This window comes from Hydrogenophaga sp., from assembly GCF_025699295.1.
GTDB lineage: Bacteria > Pseudomonadota > Gammaproteobacteria > Burkholderiales > Burkholderiaceae_C > Hydrogenophaga.
This window is the reverse complement of the sequence record NZ_JAILWB010000028.1, coordinates 47,234-59,569: the sequence shown is the minus strand read 5'-3', so window position 1 is coordinate 59,569 and position 12,336 is coordinate 47,234. Positions and strand designations below refer to the sequence as shown.

Sequence of the window (12,336 nt, the reverse complement as noted above, 5' to 3'; positions counted from 1 at the left end):
TTTTGGCCGCAACCCGAAGGGAAGGGGTTGAAAACAGCGCCACTCTTCGTTGCACTCCTAGGCCAGACGCCCGGTCTGGCCGTCGCCGTGCGCCTCGATTGGCGCTGTTTTCAACCCCTTCGCACTTGGAAAAATAGTGTGAACAGGCCCTAGCTCACACCATGAACGCCGATCCCGCCGATCCGGTGCTGCACGTCAGAGGCCTGTGTTTCGCTTGGGACGGGCACGCGTTGTTCAACGCCCTGAGCTTCGACATCCTCCCCGGTGTGAGCCTGGTGCAGGGCGGCGATGGCAGCGGCAAGAGCACCCTGCTGAGCCTGCTCGCGGGAGCGCAGCAGGCGGGCGCCGGTACGCTGGCCATTCACGGCATCAGGCTTGACCAGCAACACGACGCGTACCGCCATCAGGTGTTCTGGATCGACCCGCAAACCGAGGCGCACGATGCGCTGGCCGCTGGCAGCTACCTCGAGAGCCTGAGCCGCCACTACCCCCGATTCAGCGGCGACACGCTGGGCGAACTGGTCCGCGGCTTCGGCCTAGGGCCGCACCTGTCCAAGCCCATGTACATGCTCTCGACCGGCAGCCGGCGCAAGGTCTGGCTCGCGGCCGCGTTCGCCGCCGGCACGCCGCTCACGCTCATTGATCAACCCTTTGCGGCACTCGACGGGCCATCCCGGCATTTTCTGCGCGAACTGCTGCAGGAGGCCGCCGAACACCCCGCCCGCGCCTGGCTGCTGGCCGACCACGAGACCCCTGGAGGGGTTGCATTGAAATTGACTATCGAACTTTAGACGTCATTTAGCCAGACTAAATTCCCTTCTCCGATTTCGAAATGGACGCTTCGCGGCACCGCTCCTAGAGTGACGCCATCGACAACGCGACATCCAGGAGAAGCACCATGCACACCAACAACAACCCCGGCAAGGCCCACGACGCGCCCAACCCGCCCGCCAAGGCTGTGCAGGCGCCAGTCCAGCGGATCTGCTTCACCGGCTGGCTGCAGAGGCTGCTGCGCACCGAGGGTGCAGCGCACCGCGAGGTGATGGAGGAGGGCCGGCTTGAGCAACTCAAGCGCCAGATGGTCAACGTGCTGGAGCCACACATGCTGCACATGTCCCGCCGCGACATGCAGCTCTACCTGCGTGTGCTGGCCGCGGAGCAGCGCGAAGCTTTGCGTGAACTGCGATTCGAGTATTTCGACCTGCTCTGCCGCATGGCCAGCGAGGTGGAAGCCATGGAGCACCTGGTCGACCTCGACGCCGGGCTGGAGCAATGAAGATGCGTCAAGCAGGCGGCCTGGGCGTGTGCCGCGTGAGGTACTCGCGCAGTTGCAGCCTCAACCAGCGATGCGGGCGGCTGTTGTGGGTACGCGGGTGCCACATCATGTTGACCGGAATGTCCGGCCAGGTCATGCCGGTGGGCAGCGCAATGCTGCGGATTCTCGGGTTGCTTTTCCGCAGCATCTCGGCCTGGGGGCGGCTGATGGTGACCAGGCGGTCCGTGCTGGCCAGCAGTTCGGCGCACAGTGCCCACGAGTTGACCACCGAGGCCCGACGGGCGCCGAACCCCAGCCGTTCGAGTTCCAGATCGATCGGGCTGCGCTGGCCGCTCTGGCTTTGTCTGCGGAGAAAGGCGATCAGCAGGTGCTGCTCGGCGCAGTACTGCTCCAGCGTGAGACTGTCACCGATGCGCGGGTGATCCACATTGAGGCAGCAGTCGGTCAATTCGAAGCACTTGACCGTCTCCACGTGCAGATCGCGCGCGTCCGCCGGTGGCTCGTAGTGGCTGCAGACCACGTCGACGCCGCCTTCGCGCAGGTCCTTCACATCGTGCGGCCCGTTGGCGGGCGAGAGGATGTCCAGGCTCAGAAGGGGCGCGGCGGACATCACGCTGCGGTACAGGTCCGTGAGCCCGCCTTCGCCAAAGGATTCGTAGCACGACAGGACGATGTGGGCCTTGCACAGCTTCGGGTCGAAATCGCGTTCGCTGGAACTCGCATCGTTCCACAGCGCCAGCATTTCTCGAAAGCTGGCCATGGTGTGTTCGGCATAGGGCGTGAGTTGGTAGCGCTGGTTCTCTCGCACATAGAGCGCGTCGTTGAGCACACCACGCAAACGCGTCAGCGCCTGGCTCGCCGCCGAGGGTGTGACGTTCATACGCGCGGCCGCTTCGGTCAGGCTCTGGCATTCGATGAGCTCGCAGAACAGCGCGAGTTGCTTGATGTCGACGTTCTTCACTGGAAACACCCGGTTTATAAAACCAAGATGTTACTCATTTAAAGAAATCTGTCAGATTATCAATTCAATATGGCTACACACCATTCATCGCAGCGCCATGCATCGCCTGCAGGTTCAGCGCACCGTCCCTGAATGCCTGGATGCACAAGCCTCACCGCCCCCCCAGCCCCATCCCGCGCGAAATCACCTCTTTCATGATCTCGTTGGTGCCGCCGTAGATGCGCTGCACGCGCGCGTCGGCGTAGGCGCGGGTGATCGGGTATTCCCACATGTAGCCGTAGCCGCCAAAGAGCTGCACGCATTCGTCCATCACCTTGCACTGCAGGTCCGAGCACCAGTACTTGGCCATGCTGGCGGTCGCGGTGTCGAGCTTGTCCAGGTTCACCAGCTCGCAGCATTTGTCGACGAACACGCGTGCCACCTGAACCTCGGTCTGCAGCTCGGCCAGCTTGTAGCGCGTGTTCTGGAAAGCAGCCACGGCCTGGCCGAACACCTTGCGGTCTTTCGTGTACGCCACCGTCCAGTCGATCGCGGCCTGGGCTGCGGCCACCGCGCCAATCGCGATCTGCAGACGCTCCCAGGGCAATTGCTCCATCAGGCAGATGAAGCCCTTGCCCTCGCCACCCAGCAGGTTCTCGGCTGGCACCTTCACGTTGTCGAAGAAGAGCTCGGACGTATCCTGCGCCTTCATGCCCAGCTTCTTCAACCGCTTGCCCGTCTCGAAACCGGGCATGCCGCGTTCCACCAGCAGCAGGCTGGTGCCCTTGGCGCCGGCAGCGGGGTCGGTCTTGGCGACCACGATCACCAGGTCGGCGTGCCAGCCGTTGGTGATGAATGTCTTGCTGCCGTTGAGCAGGTAACCGCCGTCGGCCTGCTTGATTGCCGTGCTCTTGACGCCCTGCAGGTCGCTGCCCGCTGCGGGTTCGCTCATCGCGATGGCACCGACCATCTCACCCCTGGCGAGCCGGGGCAGGTATTTTTTCTTCTGCTCCTCGGTGCCATAGTGCAGGATGTACGGCGCCACGATCTCGCTGTGCAGGCCAAAGCCGATGCCGGTGAACCCGCTGCGCGCGATCTCCTCCATCTGCACCACCGAGTACAGCTTGTCGGCCTCGGAGCCGCCATAAGCCTCCGGCAGCGTCATGCAGAGGAATCCGTTGTCACCCGCCTTGCTCCAGACCGCGCGGTCCACGTAGCCCTGCTCTTCCCAGGCTTCGTGGTGCGGTGCGATTTCCTTCTCGATGAACTTGCGGAAGCTGTCGCGGAACGCCTCGTGGTCGGCGTTGAAGATGGTGCGTTCGATCATGGTTGTCACCTATCAGACTGGGGGCCGGGAATTTGACAAAGCAGGTGCTTGGCAAAAGTCTATACTGATCCGCGGCACCCGCCTTCCCCCAGGAGACACCATGAGCGAAGCATTCGTATTCGATACCGTGCGCACGCCGCGCGGCAAGGGCAAGAAAGACGGCAGCCTGCACGAGGTCAAGCCGATCGACCTGCTGGCCGGCGTGCTCACCCAGCTCCAGCAGCGCAATGGTTTCGACACCGCTGCGGTGGACGACGTGGTGATGGGCGTGGTCTCGCCGATTGGCGAGCAGGGTTCGGTGATCGCCAAGGTGGCCGCGCTCAAGGCCGGCTGGGACTGGCGCTGCTCGGGCGTGCAGCTCAACCGCTTCTGCGCCTCGGGCCTGGAGGCGGTGAACATGGCGGCCATGAAGGTCAAGAGCGGCTGGGAAGACCTGGTGGTGGCCGGCGGCGTGGAAAGCATGAGCCGCGTGCCCATCGGCTCCGACGGCGGCGCCTGGGCGCAGGACCCGCAGACCAACAGCGACACCCTGTTCGTGCCACAAGGCATTGGCGCCGATCTGATTGCCACACTCGAAGGCTTCAGCCGCGAGGATGTGGACGCCTTCGCGCTCGAATCGCAGAAGCGCGCGGCGGCCGCTCGCGCGGCGGGTCATTTCAAGGGATCCATCGTGCCGGTCACCGACTTCCTCGGTCAGACCATCCTGGAAGAGGACGAGTTCATCAAACCGCATACGACGATGGAGGGCCTGGCCTCGCTCAAGCCGGCATTCGAGCAGTTGGGCGGCATGGGGTTTGACGCAGTGGCGCTGCAGCGCTACCCGCAGGTGGAGCGCATCCACCACGTGCACCACGCGGGAAATTCCTCGGGCATCGTCGACGGCGCCACCGCCGTCCTGATCGGCAGCGAGGCCGCCGGCAAGACACACGGCCTTGCGCCACGCGCGCGCATCGTCTCGGTGGCGCTCTCGGGCGCCGATCCCACCATCATGCTCACCGGCCCGATGCCGGCAGCGCGCAAGGCGCTGGCCAAGGCGGGGCTCACGATCGACCAGATCGACCTGTTCGAGGTGAACGAAGCCTTCGCCGCCGTGCCCATGAAATTCATGAAGGAGATGGGCGTGCCGCATGAGAAGGTGAACGTGAACGGCGGCGCGATCGCCATGGGCCACCCGCTGGGCGCCACCGGCGCCATGATCCTGGGCACGCTGGTGGACGAGCTGCACCGCCGCCAGTTGCGCTATGGACTGGCCACGCTGTGCGTGGGTGGCGGCATGGGCATCGCCACAGTGATCGAAAGGGTCTGACGACCCACCCCCGCGTTCAAATGCACCGTTCGCCCTGAGCCTGTCGAAGGGCTCTCGCGGTGCAACGCAAGAAGGCTTCGACAGGCTCAGCCCGAACGGGCATGAAAGTACCGCATCCGATGAAAACCATCCGCTACGAACTTGCCGACGGCATCGCGACGATCACCTTCGACGAGGAAGGCTCGCCAGTGAACACCATGTGCGCCGACTGGCAGGCGGACCTCACCGAAGTCACCGCCCGGGTCATGCACGACTGCGCCGACATCAAGGGCATCATCCTGGCCTCGGCCAAGAGCACCTTCTTCGCGGGGGCTGACCTCAAGGGCACGATGCGCCTCACGGCGGCCGACGCGCCGCGGGTGTTCGCCGAGATCGAACAGACCAAGAAGAACTTCCGCACGCTGGAGACGCTGGGTGTGCCGGTGGTGAGCTGCATCAACGGCGCCGCGCTCGGTGGCGGCTGGGAGGTGGCGCTGGTCGGCCACCACCGCATCGCGGTGAACGACCCGCGGATTCAGCTCGGCCTGCCCGAGATCACGCTGGGGCTCATCCCGGGTGCCAGCGGCATCACCAAGATGGTCCGCCTGCTCGGGCTGATGGGCGCGCAGCCCTACATCCTGGAGAGCAAGCTGTTCAACCCGCGCGAGGCGCTGGAGCTGGGCCTGGTGCACGAGCTGGTGTCGGCCGAAGGCGATGTCGCCGCCGCGCTGCGCACCGCAGCGCTGGCCTGGATCGCGGCCCACCCGCAATCGCGCCAGCCCTGGGACCTGAAGGACCACAAGATCCCCGGCGGCACGCCGGCCAACCCCAAGGTTGCCGGCATGCTGACCGTGGCCCCGGCCATGCTCAAGCAGAAGACGCGCGGCCTGTACCCCGCGCCCGAGGCCGCGCTGGCGGCAATGGCCGAGGGTGCGCTGGTGGACTTCGACACCGCGCTGCGCATCGAGAGCCGCTACCTCGCGCGGTTGATCGTGAGCCCAGTGGCGAAGAACATGATCAACACCTTCTTCTTCAACATGAACGCGATCAAGAGCGGGCAGTCGCGCCCGAAGGACATCTCGCGCTTCAAACCGAAGAAGGTCGGCATCCTGGGCGCGGGCATGATGGGCGCGGGCATTGCCTATGCGCAGGCCAGCCGGGGCATCCACACCGTGCTGGAGGACGTGAGCAGGGAGAACGCCGAGCGCGGCAAGTCCTACAGCTACCGGCTCACGCAGGCGCGGGTGGACAAAGGGCGCATGAGCCCTTACGACCAGCGCGCGCTGCTCGACCGCATCCTGCCCACCGACCATCCGGGCGACCTCAAGGGCTGCGAACTGATCATCGAGGCCGTGTTCGAGAATCGCGAGCTCAAGGCCGCGGTCACCAAGGAAGCCGAGCCCATGCTCGCCGCTGGCGGCTTCTTCGCCAGCAACACGTCCACCCTGCCCATCTCGGGTCTGGCGCAGGCCAGCAGCCGGCCGCAGCGCTTCGTGGGCATCCACTTCTTCAGCCCGGTGGACAAGATGAAGCTGGTGGAGATCATCCGCGGCAAGGACACCGACGACGAAACCATCGCGCGCGCCTACGACTACGTGCAGGCGCTGGGCAAGCTGCCGATCGTGGTGAACGACTCGCGCGGTTTCTACACCAGCCGCACCTTCGGCACCTTCGTGATGGAAGGCGCGGCCATGCTGGGCGAAGGCATTCCCGCGCCGGTGATCGAAAACGCGGCCATGCAGGCCGGCATGCCGGTGGGGCCGCTGGCCGTGCTCGACGAGACCGCGCTCTCGCTCTCGGTGCACGTGCTGGACCAGACCCGTGCCGACTACGAGAAGGAAGGCAGGCGCTACGAGGCCACACCGGGCGAGTTGCTGGTCGAACGCATGGTCAAGGAGCTCAAGCGCCCGGGTCGCGCGGGCGGCGGCGGCTTCTACGACTACCCCCCCGGGCAAAAGAAACAGCTCTGGTCCGAGCTCAAGCCGCTGTTCGAGAAAGCCGGCACCACCTGGGACCTGCAGGACATCAAGGACCGCCTGCTCTATCGCCAGTCGGTGGAAACCGCGCGATGCCTGGCCGAAGGCGTGCTCACCTCCGTGCACGACGGCAACATCGGTTCGATCTTCGGGATCGGCTTTCCGGCCTGGACCGGTGGCGCGCTGCAGTTCATCTACGGCACGGGCATCGAGGCTTTCGAGCAGCGCTGTGCCGAACTGGCCACCCGCCATGGCACGGGCTTTGCACTCGACAGCGCCGCGAAAGCCGTGATCCGCCAGCACCAACCGACCTTCTGAACCCATGAAACGACTCGACGGAAAGATCAGCCTCATCACCGGTGCTGCGCAGGGCATCGGCCTGGCCACCGCCCTCAAGTTCGCGCGCGAAGGCGCCAGCGTGGTCGTCTGCGACCTCCTGCCGGCCGCGGTGGACGATGCCGTACGCCAGTGCGAGGCACTGGGCGCAAAGGCCGCCGGCTTCGTGATGGACGTGGCGCAGCGGGAAATGGTGGACGCCGTGGTCGCGCAGGTGGTGGCGCGCTTCGGGCGCATCGACACGCTCGTGAACAACGCCGGCATCACGCAGGATGCGCGCCTGCAGAAGATGACGCTGGAGCAGTTCGACCGGGTGATCGACGTCAACCTGCGCGGCGTGTTCCATTGCGCGCAGGCCGTGGCCGACACCATGGTTGCCCAGGGCAGCGGCGTGATCCTCAACGCTTCCTCAGTCGTGGGCATCTACGGCAACTTCGGGCAAACCAACTACGCCGCGAGCAAGTTCGGCGTGATCGGCTTCACCAAGACCTGGAGCCGCGAACTCGGGCCCAAGGGGGTGCGGGTGAACGCGGTGGCACCGGGCTTCATTGCCACGCACATCCTCGACACGATTCCGGCCAAGGTCATCGCCGAGATGGAGCACCGCGTGCCACTGCACCGTCTGGGCCGGCCCGAAGAGATCGCCAACGTCTATGCCTTCCTGGCCAGCGACGAGGCCAGCTACATCAACGGCGCCGTGATCGAAGTCTCGGGCGGCATGTCGGTGTGACGCAGTTCGCCCTTGCGTGACGGAGTGGCGTGCGGTACTCCCCGGTACCAGCCGATCCCGGGGCCTGATTCCTGCTGCAGACGGGTCCTGTGTGCAATGATGAAAGACTTCGAATTGCCCCGCCTGCATGCAGACCGCCCCCCTACCCGCCAACGAGGAACAGCGCCTGGCCAGACTGCGTGGCCTGGGCATTCTCGACACCCTGCCCCAGAAGGCCTTTGACGACATTTCGTCTCTGGCCCAGTTGATCTGTGGCACACCGGTCGCACTGATCACGCTGGTGGACCGCGACCGGCAGTGGTTCAAGTCGCGCATTGGCATGGATGCGTCCGAGACGCCGCGCGAGGTGGCCTTCTGTTCCCACGCCATCCTGGACGCCGAGCATGTGATGGTGGTGGAAGACAGCCACCGCGACGCGCGCTTCCAGGACAACCCCCTGGTGATCGGAAGCACCCAGGTGCGTTTCTACGCGGGCGCCCCCATCGTCACCAACGACGGCTACGCGCTGGGCACCGTGTGCGTGATCGACCAGCAGGCCCGCCAGCTGCACCCCGTGCAGCTCGATGCCCTGAGCAAGCTCTCGGGCCTGGTGGCCAACCTGCTGGAGCACGAGAAAACGCGCCAGGCGGAGGCGGACCGCGCCCGTGCCACCGAACGCCAGCAGCACGAACAACTGACCGCCATGGCGCTGCTGGGCGTCGACCTGCAGTCATTCGTCGACGCATCGGGCGTGTACCGCCACGTCAACGACACCTACCTGGCCTACCACGGCTGCGCGCGCGAGGACGTCGTCGGGCGCCACGTCACCGAGCAGCTCGGGGACGATGTCTTTCGCGACAGGGTGGAATCCCGCCTGCAACGGGCTCTGGCCGGCGAGACGGTCACCTACCAGCGGGAGGCGCACTTCAGGGCCAAGGGCTCACGGCACATGGAGGTGACCCTGTTGCCCGTGCACGATGCCCAGGGCCGGGTGATAGGCGTGGTTACCCGCGGTCACGACATCCAGGCGCTCAAGGACCGGGAAGCAGAGCTCCACCGCACGGTAGCGCTGCTGGAGCAGAAGACACTGGAGCAGGAGCGCTTCATCCACATCATCTCGCACGACCTGCGCGAGCCGATCAACTCGATCAACAACTTCAGCGCCCTGCTGAGCACCGATCACGCGCAGGACCTGCCTCCGCTGGCCCAGCGCTACCTCGGTTTTGTGCAGGCGGGCGGCCTGCGCATGGGCGCATTGCTGGACGATCTCGCCGAATACGTGCGACTGGACCGGCGAGCAACCGCCAGCGGGCCGGTGGACGTGGCGCGCCTGCTGGACCAGGTGCGCGACGACCTGGCCTCCGCGCTCCTGGTGGCCAACGGCCGGCTTGAAAGCGACGCCTTGCCCATGGTGCAGGCCGACGCCTCGCTGCTGCGCATCGCGCTGCAGAACCTGGTGTCCAACGGCCTGAAGTTCGCGCGACCGGACACGCCGCCGCTGGTGCGCGTGAGCGCCACCCGCGAAGACGGCTTCGACCTGATCCACGTGGACGACAACGGCATCGGCATTGCTCCCGAGCACCAGCCGGCCATCTTCGACATGTTCAAGCGGCTGCATTCGCGCCAGCGCTACGACGGCTCGGGCCTGGGTCTGTCCATCTGTCGACGGATCGTGGAACAGCACGGTGGCCAGATCTCGGTGCGCTCGGTGCCGGGCGCCGGCAGCCGCTTCACGCTGCATCTGCCGGCGTCACCGGCCACAAGCTCCTGATATGCCACGAGGAAACACGCCATGACCATCCCGCAACGCTTCATCCTGGTCGACGACAACGAGGCCGACAACGTCTATCACGAGATCATGATCCGCCGCGCGGGCTTCACAGGCGACGTGCTGGTCTTCGAAGGCGGCGCCGATGCGCTGGCCTTCCTGCACGACGACCCGCTGCACCTGCCCACTTGTCTTTTTCTGGACATCAACATGCCGCTGATGGACGGGTTCGAGTTCGCGCAGCGAGCCACGCCCCTGCTGAGCGACAAACCCACGGTCGTGGTGATGATGCTGACCTCCTCCGACGCCGCCCACGATCGCGAACGGGCCAGCGAGATCCCCCTGATCCAGGGCTTCGTCACCAAACCGCTCACGGTGGAGCGCGTGCGGGAGATGCTGGAGACCGGCTGATACTTGCCTCTTTCCATCATCAAGTTGACATAGTCAAATTAATGATGGACAGTGGGCGCATGAACGACCACACCCTGACGCAAGTCGACCCCGCCCAGGTTCGCGCCCTGCGCGCCTTCAACCGCTTCTACACCCAGCGCACCGGCCTGCTCGACCCCTACCTGGGCAGCGCTTTCTCGCTCACCGAGGTGCGGGTGCTCTACGAACTGGCGCACCACGCGCCCTGCACGGCCACCGACCTCGGGCGCCGACTGCTGCTCGACGCCGGCTACCTCAGCCGCATCGTGCGCCGTTTCAGCGACGCAGGCTGGCTCACCCGCACCCCGTCGCCCGCGGATGCCCGTCAGCTGTCGCTGAGCCTCACGCCCGAGGGTCGAGCCGCCTTCGAGCCGCTGCAACAACGCTCACGCGAGGCCGCCGCACGCCTGCTGGCACCCCTGGCGCAGGCCCGACGCGACGCCCTGATCGCGGCACTGGACAAGGCCCAGGCCCTGCTCTCCCCCGAAGCCGCCAACCCCTCGCACACGGCGGTGCTGCGCGACGTGCGCGCTGGCGACATGGGCTGGGTGGTACAGCAGCACGGCGAGATTTACGCGCGCGAGTACGGCTGGAACAGCGAGTTCGAGGCGCTGGTGGCAGAGATCGTGGCCCGCATGATCCGCCAGCACGACCCGCACCGGGAACGTGGGTGGATCGCCGAACTCGACGGCGAGCGCGTCGGCTCGGTCTTCGTCGTGCGCAAGAGCGAGGCCGAGGCCCAGTTGCGCCTGCTCATCCTCAGCCCGACCGCGCGCGGCCTGGGCCTGGGCGCGCGCCTCACAGACGAATGCCTGGCCTTCGCGCGCGCCAGGGGCTATCGCAAGATGGTGCTGTGGACCAACAGCAACCTCAGCGCCGCACGCGCCATCTACGCGCAGCGCGGCTTCGCCCTGGTGCACAGCGAGCCGCACCACAGCTACGGCAAGGACCTCGTCGGAGAAACCTGGGAACTCGCCCTCTGAGCAAGGCCATGAGCGCGACACGATAATCGCGGCCATGCCAGACCACCCCCTTCCAGCACCCGACGACGCGCTCAACCATCCGACATCGAAGGCCGATCTTTTCCGCTCCTTCACCTGGCTGGCCCTGCAGGGCTTCGGTGGTGTGCTCGCCGTCGTGCAACGCGAACTGGTGGAAAAAAAGCGCTGGATGACGCGCGAGCAGTTCGTGGAAGACTGGGCCGTCGCGCAGATCATGCCCGGGCCGAACGTGGTCAACCTGTCCATGATGATCGGCGGGCGCTACTTCGGCCTGCCTGGCGCGCTGGCCGCGCTGGCCGGCATGCTGGCAGCGCCCATGGTCGTCGTGCTGCTGCTCGCCGTGCTGTACGGCAGCGTGGCCGACAGTGTGGTGGCACAGAACGCCTTGCGCGGCATGGGCGCCGTGGCCGCGGGCCTGATCACCGCCACCGGCATCAAGCTGATTGCCGCGCTCGATCGCAACGCGATGGGCATGGCCGTGTGCATCGGCCTGGCCACGCTGACCTTCATAGCCATCGCCCTGCTGCGCTGGCCCCTGTTGTGGGTGCTGCTGGGCATCGGCGGCGGCGCCTGCCTGTGGGCCTACCGCGTGCTGTCGGACGTGGATGCCGATCGCCAGAAGGCCGGCGAGGCCTGAGCACCATGCTGCCAACGGCCGCCAACTGGCTCGACCTGTTCACCCACTTTGCCTCGCTCTCGCTGCTCGGCGTGGGCGGTGCGATCACCACCGCGCCGGACATGCACCGCTACCTCGTCTACCAGAACGGCTGGTTGAACGACGCGCAGTTCACTTCGTCCATCGCGCTGTCGCAGGCCGCGCCGGGCCCCAACGTGCTGTTCGTCGCGCTGCTGGGCTGGAATGTGGGGCTCAATGCGGGCGGCGGGCCATCGGCCGGGTGGCTGGCCTGGGCACTGGCCTTCTTCGGCGTGCTGGTGACGATGGTCGCCATCCTGCTGCCCTCGTCGGTGCTGACCTACACCGCCACGCGCTGGGCGCACCAGAACCGCGAACTGCGCGCGGTGCGCGCCTTCAAGACCGGCATGGCCCCGATCGTGATCGCGCTGCTGATCGCCACCGGCTGGCTGCTCACCGGCTCGCACGACAACCCGGCACGCGACTGGCCGCTGTGGGCGGTGACCCTCTGCGCCACGCTGCTGGTGTGGCGCACGAAGATCCACCTGTTGTGGATGATCGGGGCCGGGGCGGTGCTGGGGGCGCTGGGGTTGGTCTGAGGCCCCTGCACCTGGGTCATGAAGCATGCGCTACCCTTGCGCCTTCCACCCGCCCG

General features: G+C 66.2%; 12 protein-coding genes. 10 read left to right on the top strand and 2 right to left on the bottom strand.

Annotated elements, in window-relative coordinates; genetic code table 11:
• The first annotated feature begins 161 nt into the window (after nt 1–161).
• Entirely contained in the window at nt 162–791 is a 630-nt protein-coding gene (locus K5880_RS22050; RefSeq protein ID WP_297657735.1) for an ATP-binding cassette domain-containing protein, read from the top strand.
• Between the two features lie 107 nt (nt 792–898).
• Nucleotides 899–1,276 carry a hypothetical protein gene (locus tag K5880_RS22045; protein WP_297657732.1) on the top strand — a complete coding sequence of 126 codons (378 nt, stop codon included), beginning with the start codon at nt 899–901 and terminating at the stop codon, nt 1,274–1,276.
• Between the two features lie 7 nt (nt 1,277–1,283).
• Here K5880_RS22045 and K5880_RS22040 read toward each other — a convergent pair whose 3' ends face one another.
• Both K5880_RS22040 and K5880_RS22035 read right to left on the bottom strand, forming a co-directional pair.
• Nucleotides 1,284–2,237, bottom strand: coding sequence for a LysR family transcriptional regulator (locus K5880_RS22040; protein ID WP_297657730.1), 954 nt, complete (start codon nt 2,235–2,237; stop codon nt 1,284–1,286).
• A 151-nt stretch (nt 2,238–2,388) separates the two neighbouring features.
• Nucleotides 2,389–3,543: an acyl-CoA dehydrogenase family protein gene (locus K5880_RS22035; RefSeq protein WP_297657727.1), complete on the bottom strand. Its 1,155-nt coding sequence runs from the start codon at nt 3,541–3,543 to the stop codon at nt 2,389–2,391.
• A 100-nt stretch (nt 3,544–3,643) separates the two neighbouring features.
• On the opposite strand from K5880_RS22035, the gene K5880_RS22030 reads away from it, so the two are divergent.
• The 8 genes from K5880_RS22030 to K5880_RS21995 all read left to right on the top strand — a co-directional run bounded on the left by K5880_RS22030 (nt 3,644) and on the right by K5880_RS21995 (nt 12,280).
• Nucleotides 3,644–4,849, top strand: a complete 1,206-nt coding sequence (locus tag K5880_RS22030; protein ID WP_297657724.1) for an acetyl-CoA C-acetyltransferase — start codon at nt 3,644–3,646, stop codon at nt 4,847–4,849.
• A 119-nt stretch (nt 4,850–4,968) separates the two neighbouring features.
• Nucleotides 4,969–7,122: a 3-hydroxyacyl-CoA dehydrogenase NAD-binding domain-containing protein gene (locus tag K5880_RS22025; RefSeq protein WP_297657721.1), complete on the top strand. Its 2,154-nt coding sequence runs from the start codon at nt 4,969–4,971 to the stop codon at nt 7,120–7,122.
• A 4-nt stretch (nt 7,123–7,126) separates the two neighbouring features.
• Nucleotides 7,127–7,870, top strand: a complete 744-nt coding sequence (gene fabG / locus K5880_RS22020) for a 3-oxoacyl-ACP reductase FabG (RefSeq protein WP_297657718.1) — start codon at nt 7,127–7,129, stop codon at nt 7,868–7,870.
• A gap of 127 nt (nt 7,871–7,997) precedes the next feature.
• Nucleotides 7,998–9,620 carry an ATP-binding protein gene (locus K5880_RS22015; protein ID WP_297657715.1) on the top strand — a complete coding sequence of 541 codons (1,623 nt, stop codon included), beginning with the start codon at nt 7,998–8,000 and terminating at the stop codon, nt 9,618–9,620.
• A 21-nt stretch (nt 9,621–9,641) separates the two neighbouring features.
• On the top strand, nt 9,642–10,028 hold the full coding sequence (locus tag K5880_RS22010; protein ID WP_297657712.1) for a response regulator: 387 nt from the start codon (nt 9,642–9,644) through the stop codon (nt 10,026–10,028).
• Between the two features lie 59 nt (nt 10,029–10,087).
• Nucleotides 10,088–11,029 (top strand): bifunctional helix-turn-helix transcriptional regulator/GNAT family N-acetyltransferase, encoded by a 942-nt coding sequence (locus K5880_RS22005; protein WP_297657709.1) that lies wholly within the window; start codon nt 10,088–10,090, stop codon nt 11,027–11,029.
• A 34-nt stretch (nt 11,030–11,063) separates the two neighbouring features.
• Complete coding sequence (locus K5880_RS22000; RefSeq protein WP_297657706.1) at nt 11,064–11,684, top strand: chromate transporter; 621 nt, start codon at nt 11,064–11,066, stop codon at nt 11,682–11,684.
• A gap of 5 nt (nt 11,685–11,689) precedes the next feature.
• Nucleotides 11,690–12,280 (top strand): chromate transporter, encoded by a 591-nt coding sequence (locus K5880_RS21995; protein ID WP_297657703.1) that lies wholly within the window; start codon nt 11,690–11,692, stop codon nt 12,278–12,280.
• Nucleotides 12,281–12,336: the final 56 nt, after the last annotated feature.

Bases quoted from the DNA above. Each gene is read 5' to 3' on its own strand.
- K5880_RS22050 (WP_297657735.1), top strand. From the start codon at position 162: ATGAACGCCGATCCCGCCGATCCGGTGCTGCACGTCAGAGGCCTGTGT.
- K5880_RS22045 (WP_297657732.1), top strand. From the start codon at position 899: ATGCACACCAACAACAACCCCGGCAAGGCCCACGACGCGCCCAACCCG.
- K5880_RS22035 (WP_297657727.1), bottom strand. From the start codon at position 3,543: ATGATCGAACGCACCATCTTCAACGCCGACCACGAGGCGTTCCGCGAC.
- K5880_RS22030 (WP_297657724.1), top strand. From the start codon at position 3,644: ATGAGCGAAGCATTCGTATTCGATACCGTGCGCACGCCGCGCGGCAAG.
- K5880_RS22025 (WP_297657721.1), top strand. From the start codon at position 4,969: ATGAAAACCATCCGCTACGAACTTGCCGACGGCATCGCGACGATCACC.
- fabG (WP_297657718.1), top strand. From the start codon at position 7,127: ATGAAACGACTCGACGGAAAGATCAGCCTCATCACCGGTGCTGCGCAG.
- K5880_RS22015 (WP_297657715.1), top strand. From the start codon at position 7,998: ATGCAGACCGCCCCCCTACCCGCCAACGAGGAACAGCGCCTGGCCAGA.
- K5880_RS22010 (WP_297657712.1), top strand. From the start codon at position 9,642: ATGACCATCCCGCAACGCTTCATCCTGGTCGACGACAACGAGGCCGAC.
- K5880_RS22005 (WP_297657709.1), top strand. From the start codon at position 10,088: ATGAACGACCACACCCTGACGCAAGTCGACCCCGCCCAGGTTCGCGCC.
- K5880_RS22000 (WP_297657706.1), top strand. From the start codon at position 11,064: ATGCCAGACCACCCCCTTCCAGCACCCGACGACGCGCTCAACCATCCG.
- K5880_RS21995 (WP_297657703.1), top strand. From the start codon at position 11,690: ATGCTGCCAACGGCCGCCAACTGGCTCGACCTGTTCACCCACTTTGCC.